At 37.4% G+C, this 22,692-nt stretch carries 23 protein-coding genes, 1 tRNA gene, 1 pseudogene and 1 other annotated feature; of the genes and pseudogenes, 4 read left to right on the forward strand and 21 right to left on the reverse strand.

Annotated elements, in window-relative coordinates:
- Positions 1-74 precede the first annotated feature (74 nt).
- The 4 genes from GCWU000282_RS02900 to mreB form a co-directional block, all read right to left on the reverse strand.
- The gene (locus tag GCWU000282_RS02900; RefSeq protein ID WP_023353501.1) at positions 75-458 is read right to left on the reverse strand and encodes a hypothetical protein; all 384 of its coding nucleotides are present in this window, start codon (positions 456-458) and stop codon (positions 75-77) included.
- A gap of 2 nt (positions 459-460) precedes the next feature.
- Complete coding sequence (locus GCWU000282_RS02905; RefSeq protein ID WP_023353502.1) at positions 461-1,285, reverse strand: flagellar hook-basal body protein; 825 nt, start codon at positions 1,283-1,285, stop codon at positions 461-463.
- Positions 1,286-1,303: 18 nt separating this feature from the next.
- The gene (locus GCWU000282_RS02910) at positions 1,304-2,080 is read right to left on the reverse strand and encodes a flagellar hook-basal body protein (RefSeq protein WP_023353503.1); all 777 of its coding nucleotides are present in this window, start codon (positions 2,078-2,080) and stop codon (positions 1,304-1,306) included.
- Between the two features lie 76 nt (positions 2,081-2,156).
- Positions 2,157-3,155, reverse strand: coding sequence for a rod shape-determining protein MreB (mreB, locus tag GCWU000282_RS02915; protein ID WP_023353504.1), 999 nt, complete (start codon positions 3,153-3,155; stop codon positions 2,157-2,159).
- 254 nt (positions 3,156-3,409) lie between these two features.
- Between mreB and GCWU000282_RS02920 the strand changes: the two genes are divergently transcribed.
- The gene (locus GCWU000282_RS02920; protein WP_023353505.1) at positions 3,410-3,838 is read left to right on the forward strand and encodes a hypothetical protein; all 429 of its coding nucleotides are present in this window, start codon (positions 3,410-3,412) and stop codon (positions 3,836-3,838) included.
- Positions 3,839-3,842: 4 nt separating this feature from the next.
- Here GCWU000282_RS02920 and GCWU000282_RS02925 read toward each other — a convergent pair whose 3' ends face one another.
- The 5 genes from GCWU000282_RS02925 to GCWU000282_RS02945 form a co-directional block, all read right to left on the reverse strand.
- Entirely contained in the window at positions 3,843-4,484 is a 642-nt protein-coding gene (locus GCWU000282_RS02925) for an epoxyqueuosine reductase QueH (RefSeq protein ID WP_023353506.1), read from the reverse strand.
- A gap of 9 nt (positions 4,485-4,493) precedes the next feature.
- Positions 4,494-6,203 carry a M3 family oligoendopeptidase gene (locus GCWU000282_RS02930; protein WP_023353507.1) on the reverse strand — a complete coding sequence of 570 codons (1,710 nt, stop codon included), beginning with the start codon at positions 6,201-6,203 and terminating at the stop codon, positions 4,494-4,496.
- A 152-nt stretch (positions 6,204-6,355) separates the two neighbouring features.
- On the reverse strand, positions 6,356-7,822 hold the full coding sequence (locus tag GCWU000282_RS02935; RefSeq protein ID WP_023353508.1) for a class I adenylate-forming enzyme family protein: 1,467 nt from the start codon (positions 7,820-7,822) through the stop codon (positions 6,356-6,358).
- Between the two features lie 9 nt (positions 7,823-7,831).
- Complete coding sequence (locus GCWU000282_RS02940) at positions 7,832-9,247, reverse strand: SLC13 family permease (protein ID WP_023353509.1); 1,416 nt, start codon at positions 9,245-9,247, stop codon at positions 7,832-7,834.
- On the reverse strand, positions 9,237-9,467 hold the full coding sequence (locus GCWU000282_RS02945; RefSeq protein ID WP_035039124.1) for an acyl carrier protein: 231 nt from the start codon (positions 9,465-9,467) through the stop codon (positions 9,237-9,239). The genes GCWU000282_RS02940 and GCWU000282_RS02945 overlap by 11 nt, the downstream gene beginning before the upstream one ends.
- A gap of 216 nt (positions 9,468-9,683) precedes the next feature.
- On the opposite strand from GCWU000282_RS02945, the pseudogene GCWU000282_RS17480 reads away from it, so the two are divergent.
- Together GCWU000282_RS17480 and gpmA are read left to right on the forward strand one after the other, a co-directional pair.
- Positions 9,684-9,812, forward strand: a pseudogene (locus tag GCWU000282_RS17480) (5-methyltetrahydropteroyltriglutamate--homocysteine methyltransferase); the annotation flags it as partial.
- A 280-nt stretch (positions 9,813-10,092) separates the two neighbouring features.
- Positions 10,093-10,839 (forward strand): 2,3-diphosphoglycerate-dependent phosphoglycerate mutase, encoded by a 747-nt coding sequence (gene gpmA, locus GCWU000282_RS02950; RefSeq protein WP_023353512.1) that lies wholly within the window; start codon positions 10,093-10,095, stop codon positions 10,837-10,839.
- Between the two features lie 31 nt (positions 10,840-10,870).
- Here the strand turns inward: gpmA and GCWU000282_RS02955 are convergent, their stop codons facing one another.
- The 10 genes from GCWU000282_RS02955 to GCWU000282_RS03000 all read right to left on the reverse strand — a co-directional run bounded on the left by GCWU000282_RS02955 (position 10,871) and on the right by GCWU000282_RS03000 (position 20,478).
- On the reverse strand, positions 10,871-11,632 hold the full coding sequence (locus GCWU000282_RS02955) for an ABC transporter permease (protein ID WP_023353513.1): 762 nt from the start codon (positions 11,630-11,632) through the stop codon (positions 10,871-10,873).
- Positions 11,629-12,501, reverse strand: a complete 873-nt coding sequence (locus GCWU000282_RS02960; protein ID WP_035039127.1) for an ATP-binding cassette domain-containing protein — start codon at positions 12,499-12,501, stop codon at positions 11,629-11,631. Before GCWU000282_RS02960 ends, GCWU000282_RS02955 begins: the two co-directional genes overlap by 4 nt.
- 5 nt (positions 12,502-12,506) lie before the next feature.
- Positions 12,507-14,063 (reverse strand): sensor histidine kinase, encoded by a 1,557-nt coding sequence (locus GCWU000282_RS02965; protein WP_023353515.1) that lies wholly within the window; start codon positions 14,061-14,063, stop codon positions 12,507-12,509.
- Positions 14,064-14,723: a response regulator transcription factor gene (locus GCWU000282_RS02970; protein WP_023353516.1), complete on the reverse strand. Its 660-nt coding sequence runs from the start codon at positions 14,721-14,723 to the stop codon at positions 14,064-14,066.
- Between the two features lie 448 nt (positions 14,724-15,171).
- A complete protein-coding gene (locus GCWU000282_RS02975; protein WP_023353518.1) occupies positions 15,172-16,263 on the reverse strand; it encodes an HD-GYP domain-containing protein in 1,092 nt (363 codons plus the stop codon).
- Positions 16,264-16,370: 107 nt separating this feature from the next.
- A complete protein-coding gene (locus tag GCWU000282_RS02980) occupies positions 16,371-17,468 on the reverse strand; it encodes a hypothetical protein (RefSeq protein ID WP_023353519.1) in 1,098 nt (365 codons plus the stop codon).
- A gap of 232 nt (positions 17,469-17,700) precedes the next feature.
- A complete protein-coding gene (gene rplL, locus GCWU000282_RS02985; RefSeq protein WP_035039130.1) occupies positions 17,701-18,066 on the reverse strand; it encodes a 50S ribosomal protein L7/L12 in 366 nt (121 codons plus the stop codon).
- 66 nt (positions 18,067-18,132) lie between these two features.
- Positions 18,133-18,633, reverse strand: a complete 501-nt coding sequence (gene rplJ, locus GCWU000282_RS02990; protein ID WP_023353522.1) for a 50S ribosomal protein L10 — start codon at positions 18,631-18,633, stop codon at positions 18,133-18,135.
- 92 nt (positions 18,634-18,725) lie between these two features.
- Positions 18,726-18,861 (reverse strand) — a sequence feature (ribosomal protein L10 leader region).
- A gap of 223 nt (positions 18,862-19,084) precedes the next feature.
- Complete coding sequence (locus GCWU000282_RS02995; RefSeq protein ID WP_035039134.1) at positions 19,085-19,729, reverse strand: hypothetical protein; 645 nt, start codon at positions 19,727-19,729, stop codon at positions 19,085-19,087.
- Between the two features lie 185 nt (positions 19,730-19,914).
- A complete protein-coding gene (locus GCWU000282_RS03000) occupies positions 19,915-20,478 on the reverse strand; it encodes a TetR/AcrR family transcriptional regulator (RefSeq protein ID WP_035039137.1) in 564 nt (187 codons plus the stop codon).
- A 151-nt stretch (positions 20,479-20,629) separates the two neighbouring features.
- Here GCWU000282_RS03000 and GCWU000282_RS03005 point away from each other — a divergent pair, with 151 nt between their 5' ends.
- Entirely contained in the window at positions 20,630-21,547 is a 918-nt protein-coding gene (locus tag GCWU000282_RS03005) for a DMT family transporter (protein ID WP_023353525.1), read from the forward strand.
- A 52-nt stretch (positions 21,548-21,599) separates the two neighbouring features.
- Here the strand turns inward: GCWU000282_RS03005 and GCWU000282_RS03010 are convergent.
- A tRNA-Thr gene (locus GCWU000282_RS03010) sits at positions 21,600-21,672 on the reverse strand.
- A 55-nt stretch (positions 21,673-21,727) separates the two neighbouring features.
- Complete coding sequence (locus GCWU000282_RS03015) at positions 21,728-22,678, reverse strand: ROK family protein (RefSeq protein WP_023353526.1); 951 nt, start codon at positions 22,676-22,678, stop codon at positions 21,728-21,730.
- Positions 22,679-22,692 lie beyond the last annotated feature (14 nt).

Raw genomic sequence — 22,692 nt, forward strand, 5'->3', positions numbered from 1 at the left:
ATTAACCATATGCAGGCGATTTAGGTCATATTATTTGCAAAGTAATCTGTAAATAATATCCTTATTATATCAATTTACTTCTCAGAGCCGCCTTTGGCAGGTACTGAAGCAGCGGTATTTCTCTTCATGGACTCATATAACATCTTAGCTATCCCCAAGTCTGTATTCTTTGTAAGAATCTCAGCCTTGTCTTTAATAAAAGTATCATTAAACATAGACATATATTCATTGTCCTTCTCGGAATCTACTCCGTCTATGTGAGATATTTCTTCCATTTTAGCCATAATCTGCTCTACCATATAAGATTCAAAGGATTTGCAGGCTTTCATAAGCTCTTCATCATCAGTAGTATTCTCAGCTCTTTTCACTGAATCGGTAAGCTTCTTCGTAACCATTCCGTTGGTGGTATTCTCCATAAGCCCATTGTAATAGTTATTGTTTATAGAAAGGAAATCCATTATTACCTCCTAAGGTTATTAGCCTGTTCAAGCATCTCATCAGAAGCGGTTATAGCCTTTGAATTAAGCTGATATGCTCTCTGTGTAACTATCATATTTACCATTTCATCCGCAGCGGACACATTGGACCCCTCAAGATAACCCGATTTAATAAGACTCTTGTTAAGTCCTGCATCTGTATCCTCACTTCTCGCCTCTCCCGAAGCAGGAGTCTCATAATAAAGACTTCCACCACTCCTATTAAGTCCTGCAGGGTTATTGAATTGGTAAAGCGCTATTTTACCAAAATTATCATACTTTGTTGTACCGGCTTCCTTATCATCTACTCTGTGTAGTACATTTCCGCTCAAATCTATACTTATATCTTTAGGATCCCATTTGCTGTCTATTTTAATAGGCGTTCCCTTTGTACTAAGAATCGGATTACCGTCCGAAGTAGTCAGCTCCCAACCATCAGCAACTGATGAAAACACCATATGACCGTTTCTTGTATAGGCGGTTTTTTCACCTACCTTTACCGCAAAAAAACCGTTCCCCTGAATAAAGAGGTCAAGCATCTCTCCGGTATCAAGAGCTGCACCCTGGGTAAACTTGGCGGTAATAGAAGCATTACGCACACCAAGCCCGACCTGTACTCCGATAGGCTTCGGATTGCCTTCACTGTCAGTTGACTTTGTTTTAAGCTGTTGATAAAGCAGGGACTTAAACTCCATACTCTGAGTTTTAAATCCTGTTGTATTTATATTTGCAATATTATTTGAAATAGTATCAAGATTCACCTGTTGTGCCATCATTCCTGACGCGGCACTCCACAACGATCTAAGCATAATTAACCTCCTTCAGCCTTATCCAACCCTGCCAACTGAATTGACCGCACTTTCCATAATTGAATCCGAACTCTGAATCATCTTCTGTCCTGCTTCATAAGCTCTGGTTATGGTTATCAGGTTAACCATTTCACGAACCGAATTAACATTTGACTGTTCTATATATCCCTGCAAAACCTGAGCCTCCGATTCTTTTTCAGTGGCTCCCTCTACAGTCTGATAAAGGTTGTCCCCGAATTTTTCTATATAGTCATAATTCTCAAAATCAACTATCTTAATCTTATCTATAACCTGATTATTTACCGAAACCGTACCGTCTATACCTACAGAAATATCCTCAGAGTCAAGCGGCACCCGTAAAACTCCGCTTTCAGTTCTGAGCTGATTTCCATATACATCTGTAACATGACCATCCTTAGTAAGTCTGAAGTTACCGTCTCTGGTATACTTGGTAGACTCATTTCCGTTCTTATCAACATATCTTACGGCAAAAAAACCTTCACCTGAAAGTGCCAAATCATATTTTCCGGCAGTATCTCTGAGCGCACCCTGCGAGTAGTCTGTAAATACCTCACCTACCTTAACTCCCAGGCTCATCTGACCTATACTATGGTCATTAAAAGCTTCGGATACATCCCTTATCTTTATGCCTAACACCCTGTCAAATGACTGACTTGAAGAGCTTTCCATTTTAAATCCCGCTGTAGTTGCATTTGCAAGATTATTAGTCATAATATCCATTCTTCTCTGTTCATTAACCATGCCTGTATAGGCTGTATAAAGGCTTCTAAGCATTTAAGTCCCTCCGTTATTGGGCAGATTTTTCCTCACGTAAATATATCGGCAATAATTAAATAAGACTTAACCCCTATTACTCCCTAAATCCTGTTGTGTTGCTTAAGAACTCAACAAACTTACCTGTGCCTATAGCTACACAGTTCATAGGATTCTCTGCTGTCACGGTACTAATGCCCGTCTTAGCCTCAAGAAGCTGTTCCATACCCCAAAGCAGGGCACCACCACCGGTAAGCACAATTCCTCTGTCTGCGATATCAGCAGCAAGTTCAGGAGGGGTTTTCTCAAGTACCTGATGTACAGAGTCAACTATCTGCTTGCAAGGCAGTTCAAGGGCTTCAAGAGTTTCATCCGATGTAACGGTAATTGTATTCGGAAGCCCTGTAAGCAGGTTTCTTCCTCTTACATCCAGTGTTACAAGTTCAGGACGCTTAAAGGCTGAACCTATCTTAATTTTTATTTCCTCCGCAGTCATTTCACCTATAAGAAGACTGTGTTTCTTACGCATGTATTTAATAATTGCATCATCAAAGTCATCGCCTGCAACCTTTACAGATGCATTTACAACAGAGCCGCCAAGTGAAATTACGGCAACATCACTTGTACCACCTCCGATATCCACTATCATATTGCCGCAAGGCTTGGAAATATCTATACCGGCTCCGATAGCTGCCGCAATAGGCTCCTCTATAATGGCAACCTCTCTCGCACCCGCATTGTAGGTAGCCTCCTCAACCGCACGCTTTTCAACTTCAGTTGCAGCTGAAGGTATACATACACTTATTCTCGGTTTTCTGAAGAATCTCTTTCCTCCTGCCTTCTGGATAAAGTATTTCATCATTTTCTCGGTTACATCATAATCTGAAATAACTCCCTGTCTGAGAGGACGAATCGCCATTATATTGCCCGGAGTCCTGCCGAGCATAAATCTGGCTTCCTCACCTATAGCCTTTACCTTCTTTGTATCTCTGTCTATAGCCACAACCGAAGGCTCCTTTAATACAACTCCCTTACCCTTTATATAAACCAGCACACTTGCTGTACCTAAATCAATTCCGATATCACTACCCAACATAAACAATGACTCCTTTCCCTATTCTGAAAATCTATCTATAATCAAGCTTCTAAATCTCTCTCTTTTTAAGGTCACACTTAACTATTATAACCTTTTATTGTAAAAAAAGATAGTAGAAATTTAGGAATATTATTTGTATTCTTTGGGCGGTTTGTAGTATAGTTAATATTAATACCGAAAAGTTACAATTATTTTAAAATAAAGCAATAAATGCCGAAAACGTTATTGCTTCGATTATAGAAAGGATTTAATTTATGAAAAATGATAATAATGAAGTCTTATATAAAAGTCTTAAATTGACAAGAAGTCTGACCAATATAAGTTTTTTAATTATTTTTCTTGTGCTTCTTTTTTGGGGAAATTACAATCCTGCCGGTGCCTTTGCTATGATATTTTATAATGCTCTGCATTGGCTGCTTCTGTTTAACAGGAAAAAAGATACAACAAAAAAGACAGCAGGCTCTGACTCATCTTGTGATTTGGCGGAGCTGGCTGTACTCAGGATTACCGTTCCGACCGGCATCCTCTTGCACTTTTTACTCGGCTACGGCTTTATGTATAAACTTTCTATTAAAATAGCAGATCTGAAAACTCTTCCTTTTACTTTAATAATTTTTATTACACTCTTTCGTTATATAAGTTATTTTTATATCAAAAATAACTTTGGCAGAAAGAACGGGTAAGGCTTTAATTTTCTCTGCCCGCATTTCTTCTTTCAGCTTCTTCCTTAGAGTATACACATCCGCAATAATCCTGTCTGTAAAGCCCGTACTCTTTGGATAACTGCACAGACCTGTGATATCCTCCCTTTTTCTTAAAATCCGAATAAAGGTAAGGAATATCATACTTTTCTCCGAATTTTTCTCCGAGGCTGTTTAGCCAATCCGCATTTTTATGTGGGCTTATAGAAAGAGTGGTCGTGAAATAATCCGCCCTATTCTCTTTAGCAGCCCTTGCAGCCTCTTCCATACGAAGTTCATAACAGCGATAGCATCTCGCACCACCCTCAGGTAAATTCTCTTTTCCTTTGGCAATCTCATAAAACTTCTCAGGTTCATAAGTACCACTTATAAGTTTAACCTCATTTTTCAGAGGCATCTCCTTAATCAGCCTGTTTAATTCCTGTATGCGCATCTCATACTCTTCTTTTGTATCTATGTTAGGATTATAAAAATATATAGTTATATTAAAATATTTACTTAAATACTCTAAGGTATAACTGCTACAAGGCGCACAACAGGCATGGAGAAAGAGAGCAGGAACCCTGCCCTCTTTTACAAATTCTTCTATTTTCTCATCTAATAGTTTCTGGTAATTGACTTTATTCAATTTATTCTCCTACATCTTCTTCATCTGCTCTTCTAAGATTTCTTTAGCATAGGAACAGGACTTTTCAACCGAGCCGGCTTCAAAAGGATTGGAAACATTAGCATATTCAAGTGTTTCAAGGTAGCTTAGGCTTCCTCCGACCTTGCAGAGTTTAAGATAATCTTCCCATGCCTTTTCTTTATTTTCGGCATATTTCTTCTTAAACTCCATAGCTCCCATAGTGGTTAAAGTATAATTTATATAGTACATCGGCTCCTGGAAAATATGGAGCTTATGATACCAATATCCGCCTCTGTTCATAAATTCATCACTCTCATCATATTTTCTCCAAGGCATGTATTTTTCTTCTAATTTATGCCATTCATAAGTTCTTTCTTTTGGAGTAAGCTCAGGATGGGCATAACATATATGCTGGAATTCATCAACCGCAACCCCGAAAGGCACAAAGGTAATTGCCTCCTGTAAGTGCTGGAAACGGTACTTGTCTGCATCTTTTCCGAAGAATTTCTCCGCATAAGGATAGGCAAACTGCTCCATACTCATAGAATGTATTTCCGCAATATCGGTAGACTCCGAATAATACTCCGCTATCGGCTGGGTTCTCATAGCCATATATCCGGCAAAGGCGTGTCCAAGCTCGTGGGTAAGTACCTGCATATCAAAGATGGTTCCGTTGAAGCAGGAGAATACATATGGTGCTTTTAACGGAGGAAGGCTCGTCATATAACCTGTCGAAGCTTTATTTGGCTTATTCTTAAGATCAAGCAATTCATGCTCCATCATAAAGTCAATAAACTCAGCAGTCTCAGGACTTAAGTCATGATACATCTCCCTTGCCTTTTCCATCATAAAGTCATCGTCACCGGCAGGAACTGCATTTCCGTCTTTGAAAGTTCTGCTTTCATCATAACTGTACAAAGTATCTACACCAATACGCTTTGCCTGAGCTTCATAAAGTTCCTTACAAAGCGGTACAAGATATGTTTCTACCTGTTTTCTGAAAGACTCTACTTCTTTCTGACCATAATCAGTCCTTCCCTGCCTCATATAGCCTAAAGGAATGAAATTCTCAAAACCTAAGTTTCGTCCCATTTCATTTCTAAGCTTTATAAGTTCGTCCCAAATCTCTTCAAGACGCTTTTCATTATTATGATAAAAGTCAGAATATGCTCTAAATGCAGCTTTTCTTACTTCTCTGTCTTCATGCTCGAAGTATTTTTGTATGCCGTAAAGATTTAACTCTTTACCATCAAAGTTAATCTTGCAGGAAGCCATCATCTTCTGATATTCACTTGTAAGTTCAGCTTCCTTCTGCAACAGAGGTATATTCTTCTCTGAAAAACTTTTTTTAGTTAACTCAATTTTAGCAAAGAACTGTTTACCAAACTTCGTTTCAAAGTCTGCTCTGAATTTGCTCTCACTTATTGCATCTCCCGATTCAACCATTAACGGACCAAAGGTAGGGAACTCCGCATCAAATACTTTCTTTTCTTCTTCATAAAACTTATCTGAAGTATCTAAAGTATGCCTTATATATACTATAGTATACAGCATCATAAGTTCATTTATTTCATTATCCGACTCTGTATATACAGATAAGGCTTCTGTAAAGCTTTCTGCAGCTTTCATTTTATCAATACTTGCTTTTAAGTTTTCTTTTACCTTTTCAAAATCCGGACGCACATATTCCAATTCACTGAATTTCCAATTTTCTTTCATAATCTATTGCCTTTCTTGTTTTTCACATTTGAATACATTTTATACCAGGCAAAGAAAATTTTAAACCCTAATTATAAAATTATCTAAAATTATTTAGGGAATTTTTCAGGAAATACTCTGTATAAACCTCTTTTAATATGATATTTTTTTAACTATTCAAGCTCTCTTCTGAGTATTTTACCGTTAAAGGTACGCGGAATTTTATCTATGATTTCAATAAACTGCGGCACTTTAAATGCTTCCATCTTGTCCATAAGTACAGTTTTTATATACTTTATATCAGGCTCTCTGCCCGCTTCCATAACTACAAAAAGCTTGGGAACTTCTCCTTTTACCGCATCTTTTACCCCTATACAGCCACAATCCTTAATTCCTACTATTTTAAGCACTTCATTTTCTATTTCTTCAGGAGATACCTTATTTCCGCCCACATTTATTACATCATTTTTTCTGCCTAAAAGTATAATGTCTCCGTCCTCATCAAAATAAGCCTCATCCTTGGAGTATACTACTCCGTGCTCCATCGCAAGCTTAGTTTCTTCTTCATCTTCAAAATACCCCGGGCTGTTCTGCCCTCCCCTGCTTGCCAGAAGTCCTGTATTTTCTTTTGATGACAAAACAGTTTTTCTGTTTTCATCCACCATAAAAATCTCAGCATTATGAGTAGGCCTTCCTATACAATTCGGTTTATCTTTTCCTGAATTAAAATCATAGATACAGATGCAGCCGCTTTCCGTACTTCCGTAAAAATTATAAAGTCTGGTATTAGGCAGCAGGCTCTTTACCTTGTTTTTATCTCCCTCCATAAGGGGTGCAGAACCCAGCTGGATGTAGCGAAGTATCTCATTATATTCTCCGAACTTATCTTTGGAAAGCTTTAACAGCACCGAAAGTGCTGTCGGTACAAGGTCTATTGAATTAACTTTATACTTATCCATAAGGTTGAATAAAAGCTTTGCATTCATAACTCCGTTTTGCACAATTACCGATGCACCCTTATACATATTGGCATAGTACCTGCGCAGACCATGTGAGTGATTCATAGGCGAAGGAATCAACTCTACATTGTCATCCTTCATTTCCACCCCATATATTACATTTTCTGCAAGGGCTATATTGTTTTCATTGGTAATTTCAATTCCCTTTTCCTTTCCTGTCGTACCTGTACTGAAAAGAATTTCACAGATTTCATTGTTCCCGGGAAAATTCTCAGGCAGAAAGGCAAATTCCTCTAAAGTCTCCGATTCTCTTATAAAGTCAGTTATTAAGAGCAGAACTTCATCAGTCGAATCACCTGTTTTATCTGTAAATGCAAGCTTTGCTCTGCATATTTCAGCGATATGCATTAACTTTTCTTCCGAACAGCTTTTTTCAACAGGCACAAAGACAGCTCCGATTAGCTGTATTCCAAGCCCAAGAGCAAGATAATCCACATTCTGGGTGCATTTTACCACTACTTTATCTCCCGCTCCCACAGCTTTCTCTATCAGTAATCGTGCTATCTTTGATATTTTCCCGCTATATTCCAGATAAGTATACGAACTCCCGGCATCTGCTACACAGAGCTTATCGGGAGTTTCCTTTGCGTACGTAAAAACCGCCTCTACTATTGATTTCATAACCTCTCCTTAAACGGTACTGAATGCAGCCCAATACTTAAGTAATATCCAACCTAAAACCGACATCAGAATAATCACCATAATTGTAACAGGAATTCCATGTTTAAGCATATACTTAGGCTTCAAACCATAACCTACAGGAATAGCTCTGATTGAAGTAGGTAAAAGGTATGAAAGGTTGATACCTATGGCTGCTATATAAATATACGGAATCGGATTCTTGCCTATGCCCTGAATTATACTTACTACTATAGGGAGGGAAACCGCCGCTGTAGCTGTATTGCTGGTTACATCCGAGAGCAGTACGGTAAGTGTGACTATGGCAAACACTGTCATAAAGCCTCCATCCATATCAGATGCAGCCATGGCCTTTCCTATAGCCTCTGCAGCTCCGCTTCCGTTTATAAGGGTTCCCGCTGCAAGTCCGCCGGCAAACACATACATAAGCTCCCATACTATTTTTTTCTCTGCATTTTTCCACATCATAAGCCTTGTTCCATCTTTATGCGTAATAAAAAATGCTACTATTGCACAGATAATAAAAACATAAGCAGGCTTCAGCCCCGGAAGAAAGCTCTGGTAAAACTGTCTGGTAAATGACATAATTGTTGCTGCCGCAAAAAGGACAAATGACCACTTTTCTTCCCTTGTCATCTTAGGCAGGGCTTCAAACTGCTTCTTAAAATATTCTTTCGAACCACCCAAAGTAGTACCTTTTTTACATACTAATAAAAGATAGGCCAAATTACTTATTATAAGCACTATCATTATAGGTAAAAATCTTACTACCCAGGATGTATACATATATTCCTGTCCGGTAACTTTTTCAATATAATCAACCGCCACAAGATTCATGGCTCCGCCGAGAGGGGAGGCAAGTCCGCCTACTCCTGTTGCATAAACTATTGTTAGCAGTACGAGCGAGGCTGTCTTACTTTCCCCTATATTCTTTTCTCCCACATAATTAAGCATGGAAACCGCTATAGGTGTTATGGTAGCACAAACCACGGCATTTGGAAGTATAGCGGATAAAGATGCTGACAATATGAACCAAAAAATCAACTGTGTACGCAGATTTCCTCCAACCAGGGAAAGGAAGCCTGCCGCTATTCTCTTATCCAGACCGACCTCTCCCCAGGAAACCGTAAGTACGGAAGCCCCAAGCAGTAGCAGAATGGTTTCTGAAGCATAGTTACCAATAACAGCCTGCATTTCTGTCATTCCAAATAAAGCATTAAGTCCTATAGGGAGGAAGGCAGTAACTGCATACTCAACAGGTGCCGTTATCCACCAGAATGCCATCCAGACAACTGTTCCAATCGCTAGTCTTGCTCCCGGTTCTGCAAATATACTTTTAGGAAGTAAAAAATATACCAGGGCACAGAGCACAGGCCCCAACAATGTCTTAATTGTCCTACTGTTCATTTTTTATTTCCTCCAACATCTTCCAAATATTTTCTATCGAATTAAAATTTTCACTGTCAATATATTCCATAGATACTTCTATTCCAAATTTTTCTTCGATATCTGCAATTATATTCACTACATCTACCGAATCTAAAAGCCCTGAATCAACCAAAGTTTTCTCTTTATTAAAATCAATTTCAGGAAATCTCTCGTTAAGTATTACTTGTAACTTTTCCATACTATCTCCCATTATTCTTATTTTTATTTAGACATACTCCAGTTTATATATCGGCATTTAATTTATATTTTTTAATCACTTCAATATCGTTATATATAAATCCTATATCCTGTTCATATTTATAAGTATTTTACAAGAACCCCCTTAAAGCTTATACTTACTTTAGTGAAACGCCCTGTGACAATTACCGTATAGGCAGTCTTGCCTGTCTATACGGAAAGACTGTGTCTCAGTCCTCAGTGTGGTTTTGCTTCCTGCGAAATAGGTAATAAGCTTACCGAAAACGAACAATGGGCTAAGCTTAAACTTGTAAAGGAAGTTGCTGAAGAAGTTTGGGGCAAATAAAACTTATCAATAGTTATAAATGGGCAGATGCGGTTTCGGTGTATCTGCCCATAAAATTAAACAATTTTCTAAGTTTAAGTTAATTTACAGATTGTAATAAAGATAATTTATGTTATAATCAAATTGTGATTCAGTAACAGGCAGCAGTTCAGATAAGTATGTATAATTTTATGATATGGTTAGTTATGACTATCTTAAAATGAAACATTATTTATATATGCCGGACTGTTGTACCAGAACAGATTACCATACACTATAATTTATCAAAGGAGTGAAAATCATGAAATTAGTTTTGATTCGCCATGGCGAGAGTGAATGGAATAAATTAAATCTATTCACAGGCTGGACAGACGTTGAACTTAGCGAAAAGGGTGTAGATGAGGCTAAGGAAGCTTCACGTCAGCTTAAGGAAGCCGGGTTTGACTTTGACCTTTGTTATACCAGTTATTTAAAAAGAGCAATTCATACATTAAACGAAGTGCTGTTGGGTCTTGACAGGGAGTGGCTTCCGGTTAAAAAGTCATGGAAGCTTAATGAAAGACATTATGGTGCATTGCAGGGACTTAATAAATCTGAAACCGCAGCTAAATACGGTGAAGAGCAGGTTAAAATCTGGAGACGTTCATATGCTGTTATGCCTCCTGCCTTGGAAGAACAGGATGAAAGAAATCCACGTACACAGGAGCAATATCGTGAAGTTGAAGATAAGGAAACTCTCCCTCTTACAGAAAGCCTTAAGGAAACTGTAGCAAGAGTTGTTCCTTACTTTGAAAGTGAGATAAAGCCTCAGATGCAGGCAGGAAAGAGGATAGTCATTGCCGCACATGGAAACTCACTTCGTGCTTTGGTAAAGTATTTTGATAATTTAAGTGAAGACGAAATTATGGGTGTAAATATTCCTACAGCTGTTCCTTTGGTATATGAATTTGATAATGATTTCAAGGTTTTGAAGCATTATTATCTTGCCAATGAAGAAGAACTTAATGCAAAGATGAATGCTGTAGCAAATCAGGGTAAGGCAAAGTAATTTTTTAGCAGGGATATAATTAAAGGAAGGCTTATGCCTTCCTTCCTCTTATTCTAAATGAAATCATCATAATTCCGATACTTACTGCCGTAAAGAATATAAGTGACTGTACAAGCGGAGCAAAGTTATAAGTTTTTCCCATCCAGAAGTCTATATAATCATTTCCAAAATGTGTAAACGGGAAGAGTTTACTTACTGTCTGAAGTCCTACAGGCAGGTCTTTAAGCCTTACTCCCATCATACCTCCGAGTCCCATAATAGTGAAATATATTGCCATAACTATACCGTAAGTAATTCCGAATCTTCTTATCATATTTGCTATTCCATGTGCAAGTGCAAGACATAAAGCAGAAACCAGGTATATTGATGCAATCCAGACAACTGCCGCAACCGGCTTTGGTGTGGCAACTTTTACAAAGCTGAGTGTTCCTATAAGATATAATGCAAGACAGAAAGTTAAGAATATAAAATTAGCTATCAGTTTCCCCAGAAAAAGTCTTGTTCCCGAAAGTCCAAAGAGACTTAATCTTGTAGGCACATCCTTTTCAAGCTCATTGGAAAAAGAGGCAGCATATCCTAAGAACATAGTGGATAGCGGAATTATCATTGACATGCCTACTAAAATACTTGCGGTTGCCTCCAGTTTTGCATCTGCCGGAACGTCATTCAAAGCTCCCTTAGATATCATTATCATAAGAAAGATAGGAAATACCGCTCCGAAGAAGAATGAATATCCATTGTACAGATTATTTAATAATTCATATTTCACAAGATAAAACATTGATTTTTTCATTGTTTGCCTCCTTTATAATATACAGCCTTAGCATTGATAGTCATAAGTTCAATATCATTATTGCTTCTTCTGTAGTTTACATTTATGTTACTTAAAGCCTCGGATATAGCTATCTCATCTTGAGGCTCATCACATCTGAGTGCTATCATACCGTCAGGTGCTATTATCTGTTTATGATTCTTTGCTATCTCTTTTGTTTGATTATTTTCTTCGCAAAGAATTACTGCCTTTCCGCAATACCTCGTAAACAGCTCGTCTTTATTTCCGAAATCAATTACCTTTCCGTTGTCAAGATAAAGGATTTTGTTTACCAAATGCTCAAGCTCCTCATAATAGTGCGAGGTTACGAGCAGGGTGGTATTTCTCTCCTTATACCATTCTACCAGCTTCTTCATAAGCTTCTGTCTGGTTTCAAAGTCAAGTCCGGATGTTACCTCATCGAGAAGCGTAAGTGGGCTTTCGGAACACATAACGAGGATGAGTGTAAGCCTCTGCTTCTGTCCGCCCGAAAGATGTTTCCATCGCCTTTTCAGACAAGGTTCAAATTCAAAGAATTCTATCATTTCCTGAACCTTCTTGTTTTCCTTGATAGGTCCTCCTATCAGCATTTCAAGAATTATTCTTATAGGAACAGTATCTATATAGTCATTTTGCTGCATATGAACCGCAATTTTATCTATATCTATTCCCCTCTTAATATTTCCCCGGTAATTAACTATACCCAGCACACACTTTATAAGTGTTGTTTTACCCGCTCCGTTACTGCCTATGACACCTACCCTGTCATTGTCCGCTATTTCTATGGTGCGTCCCAAATCAAGAGCTACCTTATCCTTAAATTTAACTGTCACTCTGTCTAATGTTAACATAATAGTCATTCCTTTCTTTGTAGTGTAAATTTCACTTTATCATCTAAGTTTTCACAACCTAACTCTAATCCTAAAAGTTCTGCAAAATATTTTGCCACATAAAGTCCGAGCCCATGCCCTCCTGTACTTTCTCCTCCTGTAACAAAGGCTTCAAATAATGATTCTTTTATACTCTCATCTATGTGAGCAGGATAATTAGTTACAGCTATATTTTCATTTGAAATCCTGACCTTAATTTGCCCTCCTTCCCCCGTGTATTTCACCGCATTTCCTATGAGATTAAAGAGAATCTGTTCAAACATATTCGGATCACAATACCATATTGCTTCTCCCTCGCAGGAAGTTGTTATATTTTTAGCTTCCGCCTCTATCTTTACAGAATTAAGTGCATTTTCTGTAAGCTCTCTTACATCCACATTTATAGGGCTGATATTGTCCGCTATATGATTAATCCTGAGTATCTCATCCGTCATCTGTTTTACAGCCATCAGTTGTTTCTTGACTTCAGGCAGATACTTGTCTCTATCCGAGAATTTTCCTATATTGGATATCATTCCGTCCGTAAGAAGTGAAGCTGCCGCCACAGGGGTTTTTAACTGATGTGAAAATGACCTCATAAATATCTCTTTTCTTTCACTTTCCTTATTCAGCTTATCATAGGCCTCCTCCTGTGCCTTGTACAAGAGATTTAGCGACTGGGCAAGCCCCGCTATCTCATCATTTCCTTTTACCGTTATCGGCTCGATATAGCCGGTTCCTCCCCTCCTGTTATCCGCATCCCGCAAAAGAAGGGTGATAGGCCAAACTATATTTTTGGAATAGAGTCCCGACGTTATGAAAATGAGTAATATAATTGCCGGAATTATTACGGGAAGCACACTCAGTATTACCGGAATTATGTCTGTTACAGAAGGATCAACCACTCCGGTTACTTCAATCAGATATGCTTTTTCCCCTCTGTTTATGCCGAAAAATGTAGTATAATTTGTATCACTGAGATTGTCTTTAACACTCATTTCCATTATAAAAGATCTCTCGCTGAGACTGTAAAACTTTGCATTTTCCTCAGAGAAGTCTGTGACATTGTCCTTTAACTTCATATCCACGGAAATCATATCCTTCCCGGCAAAATTATTATCTCCAAACTTTCCCTTAAGTTTTTCAAAAATTTTTTCAAATTTTTTTCCGTAATCCTTTAACTCACTTTTATTCTTTCCTAAATCTTTATTGTTTTTTAATGCATCCCTCAGCTGATCCAATATATCTCTTAAATCTTTATCATTGATTTCTACGTTACTCTTCATAGAATTATTTGAAAATTCTATTTTATAGCCTTCTAACGGAATTTTGATTCCAATACTTTTAGTCGGAATGCCTTCTGCAGAATTTCCTTCGCTTTCTACAAAACTTTTAAATGATGTCTTGAAATCATTATAATTTAACTCTTTTTTATAATCTGTATAAAGCGACGGCAGCATTAAAAGAAGATATCCTATTATAAAAATTCCTACAACCCCGGCCAGGATTATACTGTATAACAGGTTTTTATTTGCAAGTTTCATTTATTCCTCCTTCCATCTGTATCCTATTCCTATAACTGTATCAATTACATTTACGGGAAGTTTTTTTCTCAGGTTCTTTACATGTGCATCTATTATCCTGTCATTTCCTATGTAATCTTCATTAAATATACTAAGAATAAGCTGTTCTCTTGACAACACCCGGTTAGGTGAGTCGTGAAGCGTTTTTATCAGTAAAAACTCGCTTACCGTAAGGTTTAAGTCTTTTCCTTCATAATATGCTCTGTATGCCTTATCATCTATAACCAATGAGCTGTCTTTCATCTTCACATCATCACTTATTCTTCTAAGCAATACCTCTATTCTTTTAAGAAGAATAATAGGAGATGCCGGTTTGGTTATGTAATCATCTGCAAAGAAGTTAAATGCTTCAACCTGTGTGTTTATATCTTCGTATGCAGTAAGCATTATCACTCCCATATCTGATTTAAGCTCTGTTCTGATGTATTCAAGTACCTTCAGTCCGCTTATTCCCGGCACTCTTATATCAAGTACCGCCAGATCATATTTTCTCTCTTTAAGTCTTTCTACCGCTTCATCTCCGTTACCGCACTCAGTAACCTTATGTCCCGCTACATTCATATATTCAGTAATTACTTCTCTTATAGTTACTTCATCTTCTAAAAATAATATTTCTGCCATCTCGTATCTCCTCTTTCTTTATGTACACATCTTAACACAGTCGTATGAATTTCGTATGAAGACCGTGTGCTTTTTCTGTATAACATTGTATTGCTTTCATATTTAAAATGAAGAACCCCCAAGGTCAGCACACCTTGGAGGTTGGCACCAAATGCATATCATTGATTTCTTACATCTTTATTATAACTAAAATTCAGTCTTTTTATAAGCCTTTTAATAAATTTCATATTTTCCCCATTAAATGATGTGGGTGTCAAAAGTATTTGACACCCAATGATACAGGATTGCTTCGGCTTCACCTCACGCAATCCTTGCAAAAATATTCGTAATCCGCTCATTTTTTTTACAAAAAATGGCTACTTACTCATATTTTTTGCGTGTCAAAAGATAATAAATTCTCCTGCAAGCAAGCTTGCATCGAATTTTTATACTTTTGACACTTGTATCATTAAATCACTTCATCAATATACAAATCTTTTCTTCTTGAAAGATCTATAAAATCACTGCCGGAAACCACCATAGGCTTAGACAGATAAACTTTATTGGTCATAAGTACCTTGGCTTCTCTTCCGTCATTTAACATAACCCTGGTACCGATAAAGTTATCCGCTATATGTTTCAAGAATACAGTGTACATTCCCGCATCATATTTCTGTATTCCATCATCTTCAAACATCTTAATAACCTTAAACGGGCATACCATACCTCTGTAAGACCTTGCAGAGGTAATTGCATCATAAATATCTACCAAAGATATAAGTCTCGCATACGGATCAATTTTTTTAGGATCAAACGGTCCCGGATATCCGGTTCCGTCTAATTTCCGATGATGTTGAAGTGCAGCATTCAGTACATGAGGATTGGCATTCATTTCCTTAAGCAGCTGGTAACCTGCCATAGGATGATTTCTCATAATCTCAAACTCTTCATCGGTTAATTTACCCGGCTTTGAAATAATTTCATTAGGGATTGTAAGTTTTCCGATATCATGATAAAGTCCGCATTGCTGAGCCAGTGAAATCTCCTTAGGAGAGCAGCCCAGCCACTCAGCAAGTAAACCCGCAAGCATTGCAACATTGAGACTATGTACAAAGCATACATCATCAAAGCGGCGCAAATTGGCAAGCAAATCAAAGATAGGAAGACTTCCTTCAGGCATAACCAGGTCTCCCATTATCTTTCTTGCCGTAGTTTCCAAATCTGCATCCGGATTACCGTCAACAATACGGTTCAAGGTACCTCTTAATTTAACTACTCCGGATGAGAATTTACTTCTAAATACTTTATAATCCTGACTCTGCTGAACTCTTTCATAGTATGAATATCTCTCATCCGAATATGATACAGCTTTTGCAGGTTTTTTTTCAAAATCCTTCTTTTCTTTTATAAATACAAATGAAACATCATTATTCTTTAGTTTCTCTATGCTATCTGCAGTTACTTCTTCACCCGAATTAAGAAGCAGAAGTCCGGCCCTTGTATGAACATCCTTCGCTATAACCATTCCAGGCTGCAATTCCCCACATCTTTTTAATAACATAATTTTCCCTCGTTAATAGTTAATCGTTACCTATTCATTATAACTTTTTTTTGGATTAATATCAACAAGCTTCCTCCGAATATTTAATTAAAAGATACTCGTTATGACTAATGAGCAGTTCCTATTTTTACAACTATTATCGGTAATATCAGAACAGTTCCCAGTGTTTTCGTCAAATCAATAACAGTGTGAACATCCTTTGCCCATATTTGATTAAGGGAAGATAAAGCACCTGCTTTTCTTTTTTTTATCACAATACTCTTATACTCCGGGAAAATGCTGCGTAGGTATTTCACCGAATTTACCGGCATATATATGCCGAAATGCCTGATTTTTGCCGTTAAGGTATTTTCTGTTTTATTATGTGCCGTCTTAAGAAGTTTAAGTATATTTCCATTTTTATCAAAATGAGCGATTACCAGGTCTTTAAGTTTATTATTCTTAAGCAGTTTACCGCCTATCTTAAATGACAACTCGCCCTGTTCAAATTTCGAATCATCCTTACAAATAAAGTCATATGCCGTACCGACAAGCGAATTAATGCTTAAGATAGTTGCGTCATATGTTATTTTTTCTATGGATAGTTTTTCACTGAAATCCCCTACACCCCTAAGTTTTACAATCGGCAGATTATCCACGTCTTTTAATTGGTCTGAATATCCTTCTTCAAATGTTAATATCTGTGTTATTTTTTCCAGATTGTCTGTTATACCGTTCCCATCGGTATCTTTATTTAACGGATTAAGACCGCTTTTTATCTCGGTACCGTCTCCCATCTCATCTTCATCCGTATCCCATTTAATAGGGCTTGTTTTGTAACTGCTTACTTCATCTCGGTCACTTAATCCGTCCTCATCCGAATCCTTAGAGAACGGATTGGTATCGTATTCATATTCCTCCGCAAGTGTAAGCCCGTCTTCGTCAAAATCATCCGCAAGCCTTACGTCATCTATTGATTTTCCATCCATAATCAGCCGCGGATATATTGCGCGGTACAAATAAGCTTTATCTATCTTTCCGTCTTTCAGTTCAACGTACTCCGTGGCTTGGTCTGCTATAAGACACTTCAGTCCGCTTTTTTCAGTAGAATAACGGTCTGTCCGTGTACCGGCATTTACCGGTGTAATCTGTATTGATGCAAACATCAGGGTGACTGCCGGTAACAACACCTGAATCCTTCTTCTGAGCCGGATAGTCTTTTTCATCTTCTCTACTCCTTAAGTTAAAATTGACCTTCAATATCGTTCTGTACATGTCACTACACATAAAGCAGGTTTCTAAAATAGATGAAACATACTTTATAGGCTCAGAATATACCTTTATCATCTTATTGTCAATTTTTTATGCTTGGCGTGATTGTGATATGATTTCTCCGGCAACTAAAAAAAGACAGATATCGCATATGCAATACCTGCCTCTATAATCTTCAATCTTTGATTACTTAAGAGTAACCTTAGCTCCTGCCTCTTCAAGCTTAGCCTTGATAGACTCAGCATCTTCCTTAGTTGTAGCTTCCTTGATAACCTTTGGAGCAGCCTCAACTGCTTCCTTAGCTTCCTTAAGACCAAGGCCTGTAAGCTCACGAACAACTTTGATAACCTTAATCTTCTCAGCGCCTACTTCTGTAAGCTCTACATCAAATTCTGTCTTCTCTTCAGCTGCTGCTGCGCCTGCTCCTGCTGCTGCAACTACAACGCCTGCTGCTGCAGATACGCCAAACTCTTCCTCGCAAGCCTTTACGAGATCGTTTAATTCAAGTACGCTCATGCCTTTAATAGCATCGATAAATTCCTGAGTTGTCATTTTTAATACCTCCATAATAATTAAATAATATTTTGGTCAATTCTTTTGACCATCTGATAAACGGTTTTACGCTTCAGCTCCACTACCCTGTTTCTCTGCAATCTGCTTAAGCACACGAGCAAAGTTGGTAATAGGTGACTGTAAGCTGCCAAGGAGTTTGGAAATAAGCTCCTCTCTTGAAGGGATGGTTGCGATAACGCTCATTCCCTTAGCATCGTAGTAGGTTCCTTCTACAACGCCGGACTTGATTTCAAGTGCTTTTGCCTGCTTTGCAAAATTAGAAATAATTCTTGCAGCGGCAGTAGCATCCTCATAAGAAAACGCAACAGCTGAAGGTCCTTCTAAGTCCACATCTAACTGTGAAAAATCAGTTCCTTCAAACGCACGCTTTAAGAGAGTGTTCTTGTATACCTTGTATACTACTCCTGCCTCTCTCAACTCCTTACGGAGCTTTGTGTCCTGCTCAACAGTAAGTCCGCGATAGTCAACTAAAACTATAGAGCTTGCTTTTCCCACATGTCCTTTGATTTCGTCAACTATTGGCTGTTTGATTTCAACTTTAGGCATAATCTTCCTCCATTCCGAAACACCTTTAATCAGTTAACCGATTGGGATAGAGTGTTTCTAGTAATATCCCCTTACTGCTTGAAGTCAGATGAATTACGATAAAAAAAGACCTGAAACTGCTAGAGTTCAGACCGTAATATTCTTAAAAATAATTACATCCCTCGGCAGGCGTTCACACTTACACATCTTTGATGTACCTGCTGTCTTCGGCAGCTGTTCTTAACGAACGATATTATTTATAACATAGTTGTGATATATTGTCAAGCATTAATTAAAAAGTGTGTGCTTGCACACACTTCGCGCGCGAGCGGTGCCGTAAGGCAAACTTCCCTGCCGCGAGCTACGCATCTCTCGGAGAGACTTTAATTTAATAGGAAATTTCTTCAAAATTTCCTATTAAATTAAAAACTGTCACTTTACACATTTTTACTGTAAAGTGACAGTATGTTTTTTATTTAGAAAACTTTATATTTTTAACATATATGTCCATTCCCTCTATTTTTATATACACTTTTTCAGGAAGCTTTTTCTTATCATTTATATAATGTACTGTGTCTATTACTACCTTCTGTATCTTTTTTGCAGACTTGAACGTCATCTTTCCGGAAGTTGATGTTCCTTTTGTTCCGTTCTTAATATATGAACCATATAAAAATGTCTTCCAAACATCGGACATTTTATTATATGCACCTGTCTTAATAGAGTTTGTAATGAGTTTTACAGTATTTTCCGTCAGAGGAATAGTATTCCCTTTCTCTTTATATGTTACTTTACCTGTTTTTACATTCTTGGTAATTATATAACTTTGTATCGTCTTAGTGTTTTTTAAAGTTGATTCAGCATAAAATTTCATTGTAACAATCTGTTTTTTAATATTGAACTTATACTTTATATTTGATTTAGATTTCATACCACCGGCATCAAAGTTGCTTACCTGTTCCATAGTAACAACATTATACTTATTGACAGCTTTTTCTATATCCTTAGCTAAACTATCAGTAAATTGAACTGTCTTTGCCTCAACTTTCAGCGGGGTAATAAACATCGCACAAATGAGTAAGGCCATTGCCGCAAACATCTTAAATCCTTTGTTCATCTTATTTTTCTCCTGTCTGTGATTTAACCGAATATCGGTTATTTTGTTAAAGTGTCTCTTGTACTTTACCACATAAGAACCCATACAGTCAATTATCTCAGCCTAATTTAGGTTATTGTTCAGAAAGTGCGGTTTACACAAAATTGAAAGCTAAATAAAAACGGAAGATATAACCTAATGATATATTATAAAATCGGTTCAATAGCAGCGCGAAAATAACAATCTAATTCTTCCGGTGAATATGTTTTCCCGGCTTTCAACCACCATAAAACCATTTCTACAAAACTGCCCGAAATATGATTGACAAGAAATTCTTGAGGTAAGTTGTTATTTCGCTTGCGATTGTGATTAACGAGTTGTGTTTTTATCAATTCATTTAGGCTTTCCTTGAAATAACGAAGAAAAATTTCGCTACTTTCACAAGATAGTAACCCCAAAATATTATTGTCATTTTCCTGTAAATGCTGCAAAAGATGACAAAAAACAGATTGCGGTGATTCTTCATTTGAATAAAGCCCATGTTTATGTGTTTTATCCTTGGCACTGACGATAATATGTTCGAACAGTTCCTTGCAAACAGCGTTTAACAATTCATCTTTAGTTTCAAAGTGTGCATAAAATGTACTTCTTCCTATGTTCGCGGTATCAAGTATTTCTTGTACTGTAATACGATTGTAGCTTTTCTTTTCAAGCAAAGTACTGAATGCCTGAAAAATCGCTCCACGTGTCTTTTGCTGCCGTCTATCCATTATCTTCCTCCGTACAAATATGTAAAAATGTTCGGTAACTAACATTTATTTTGATTTAGTCATTGTTTCAAAAATCAGTATTATGATATAATCAAACAAAGTGTTAGATAACATATAAATTATATCGTATTATTTTAGGAGTGTCAATAAAATGGAAATTAAACCAAACATTAATAAAGGAATTGCATTTGCAATACTTGCGGCATCACTATACGCTATAAATGCTCCTTTTTCAAAGATATTACTTGAATTTATGCCGCCTACTTTAATGGCCGGTTTTCTTTATGTTGGCGCGGGTATAGGAATAACATTTATTGCTCTTATTCGTAAAATGAAAAAACACGAAACAAAAGAGCTAAAATTAACAAAATCAGAATTACCATATACCATTGCAATGATAATTTTAGACATAGCGGCTCCGATTTGTTTGCTGTTTGGCCTAAACGCAACAACTGCTGCAAATGCATCGTTACTTAATAATTTTGAAATTGTAGCGACAGCGATAATTGCTCTTATGGTATTCAAAGAAAAAATCAGTCCAAGATTGTGGTTTGGGATATTGTTTATAACTCTGTCCTGTGGAATACTATCTTTTGAAGATGTATCAAGTCTGCATTTTTCCTATGGTTCGTTGTTTGTTTTACTTTCCGCCATTTGTTGGGGATTTGAGAATAACTGTACTCGAAAAATTTCTTCAAAAGATCCATTACAGATTGTTTTACTAAAAGGAATATTCTCGGGTATCGGTTCTCTCATCATCGGCTTGTATATGGGAGAACGTACATCGTCACTTTGGAGCATCTTTGCTGTTCTTTGGATAGGATTTATAGCATACGGATTGAGTATTTATTTTTATGTATATGCACAAAGGCTGCTTGGTGCAGCACGTACAAGTGCTTATTATGCAGTTGCACCATTTATAGCAACAATTCTTTCATTGATTATCCTCAGAGAAGTACCGGATATAGCTTACTATTTTGCGCTTGCGTTAATGATTATAGGGGCTTGGCTTTCCTCCCAAGATAAACCGCTAATCAGGAAGAAAACAAAACTGAAGGTTAAAAAATAAATAAAAAAAGACCGTCCACCATTCGAACGGTCTTTCTATCCTAATTTGTATAAGCTGGCGACGGGAGTCGGACCCGTGACCTCCGCACTACCAATGCGACGCTCTACCACCTGAGCCACGCCAGCAACACGTTACTCTTAAGAGCAACCTTAGACATTCTACTAAATTTTAAGTTAAATGTCAAGCATCAATTAAGAATTTAACAGCCCCTATAATTCCTGCATTATTTCCAAGCTCTGCTGCCTCTATGCTTAAGCCCTGTGCAAAATTATGCATTACACCATGAAGCACCTTATCACGAACTTTGTCCACAAAAAGTTCCTTTTGTTTGGATACTCCTCCACCTAAAATAACCATTTCAGGGTTGAAAGTATGAACCAAGCCTATAAGTGCTGCTGATATATAATTAATCCATTCATCCACATATTTAATTACAGTCTTATTTCCTGCTGCCACTTCCTTAAATATAAGTCTTCCGTCTGTCTCATCTACATTAATTCCGGTAATTTCACCTGAAATGACCGCATTTTTTACATTTCTTACAAGGGCACTTGTAGAGCCATAGTGTTCTATACAGCCCGTATTTCCACAGGAACATTCTTCTCCGTCTACATTTACAGGTATATGACCTATCTCCCCGGCAAATCCCTTTTTACCGAGTAAAATCTTTGAATCAACTATGATTCCTCCGCCTACTCCTGTACCTATGGTCATAACAACCACATTTTCCCTGCCTTTTGCAGCTCCCTTCCACATTTCTCCGAGTGCCGCCGCATTAGCATCATTTAAAACTGCCGTATTCATTCCAAATTCTGCTTCAAGCCTTTTCTTTATATTCGTGCCTTCCCAGTTCTTTATATGACCTGCCGAGCCTTCCACTATCCCAAGCTTAGAATTGATTCCTCCTGTGGCAGATACTCCTATGCCGTTAATATCAAAGAAAGCTTTATTATTTTTACTCATAAATTCTTTGGCGCTTTTAACTACAGTTTCTATGATGGGAGTTTCATAATTATCAAACTTTACCGGATATTCCGAAATCTCGCTAACTATCACACCTTCTCCATTTACAAGTCCAAATTTTACGGCTGTACCGCCTATGTCTATCCCCAGATAAGTTCTGTCAGTCATTGATTGCCCCTTTC

This window comes from Catonella morbi ATCC 51271 (assembly GCF_000160035.2).
Taxonomy (GTDB): domain Bacteria; phylum Bacillota; class Clostridia; order Lachnospirales; family Lachnospiraceae; genus Catonella; species Catonella morbi.

Bases quoted from the DNA above. Each gene is read 5' to 3' on its own strand.
- GCWU000282_RS02910 (WP_023353503.1), bottom strand. From the start codon at position 2,080: ATGCTTAGAAGCCTTTATACAGCCTATACAGGCATGGTTAATGAACAG.
- GCWU000282_RS02930 (WP_023353507.1), bottom strand. From the start codon at position 6,203: ATGAAAGAAAATTGGAAATTCAGTGAATTGGAATATGTGCGTCCGGAT.
- GCWU000282_RS02905 (WP_023353502.1), bottom strand. From the start codon at position 1,285: ATGCTTAGATCGTTGTGGAGTGCCGCGTCAGGAATGATGGCACAACAG.
- GCWU000282_RS03000 (WP_035039137.1), bottom strand. From the start codon at position 20,478: ATGGATAGACGGCAGCAAAAGACACGTGGAGCGATTTTTCAGGCATTC.
- GCWU000282_RS02935 (WP_023353508.1), bottom strand. From the start codon at position 7,822: ATGAAATCAATAGTAGAGGCGGTTTTTACGTACGCAAAGGAAACTCCC.
- rplJ (WP_023353522.1), bottom strand. From the start codon at position 18,633: ATGCCTAAAGTTGAAATCAAACAGCCAATAGTTGACGAAATCAAAGGA.
- GCWU000282_RS02995 (WP_035039134.1), bottom strand. From the start codon at position 19,729: ATGAACAAAGGATTTAAGATGTTTGCGGCAATGGCCTTACTCATTTGT.
- GCWU000282_RS02920 (WP_023353505.1), top strand. From the start codon at position 3,410: ATGAAAAATGATAATAATGAAGTCTTATATAAAAGTCTTAAATTGACA.
- GCWU000282_RS02940 (WP_023353509.1), bottom strand. From the start codon at position 9,247: ATGAACAGTAGGACAATTAAGACATTGTTGGGGCCTGTGCTCTGTGCC.
- GCWU000282_RS03005 (WP_023353525.1), top strand. From the start codon at position 20,630: ATGGAAATTAAACCAAACATTAATAAAGGAATTGCATTTGCAATACTT.
- GCWU000282_RS02960 (WP_035039127.1), bottom strand. From the start codon at position 12,501: ATGTTAACATTAGACAGAGTGACAGTTAAATTTAAGGATAAGGTAGCT.
- GCWU000282_RS02945 (WP_035039124.1), bottom strand. From the start codon at position 9,467: ATGGAAAAGTTACAAGTAATACTTAACGAGAGATTTCCTGAAATTGAT.
- rplL (WP_035039130.1), bottom strand. From the start codon at position 18,066: ATGACAACTCAGGAATTTATCGATGCTATTAAAGGCATGAGCGTACTT.
- GCWU000282_RS02955 (WP_023353513.1), bottom strand. From the start codon at position 11,632: ATGAAAAAATCAATGTTTTATCTTGTGAAATATGAATTATTAAATAAT.
- GCWU000282_RS02900 (WP_023353501.1), bottom strand. From the start codon at position 458: ATGGATTTCCTTTCTATAAACAATAACTATTACAATGGGCTTATGGAG.
- GCWU000282_RS02965 (WP_023353515.1), bottom strand. From the start codon at position 14,063: ATGAAACTTGCAAATAAAAACCTGTTATACAGTATAATCCTGGCCGGG.
- GCWU000282_RS02975 (WP_023353518.1), bottom strand. From the start codon at position 16,263: ATGTTATTAAAAAGATGTGGGGAATTGCAGCCTGGAATGGTTATAGCG.
- mreB (WP_023353504.1), bottom strand. From the start codon at position 3,155: ATGTTGGGTAGTGATATCGGAATTGATTTAGGTACAGCAAGTGTGCTG.
- GCWU000282_RS02970 (WP_023353516.1), bottom strand. From the start codon at position 14,723: ATGGCAGAAATATTATTTTTAGAAGATGAAGTAACTATAAGAGAAGTA.
- gpmA (WP_023353512.1), top strand. From the start codon at position 10,093: ATGAAATTAGTTTTGATTCGCCATGGCGAGAGTGAATGGAATAAATTA.
- GCWU000282_RS03015 (WP_023353526.1), bottom strand. From the start codon at position 22,678: ATGACTGACAGAACTTATCTGGGGATAGACATAGGCGGTACAGCCGTA.
- GCWU000282_RS02980 (WP_023353519.1), bottom strand. From the start codon at position 17,468: ATGAAAAAGACTATCCGGCTCAGAAGAAGGATTCAGGTGTTGTTACCG.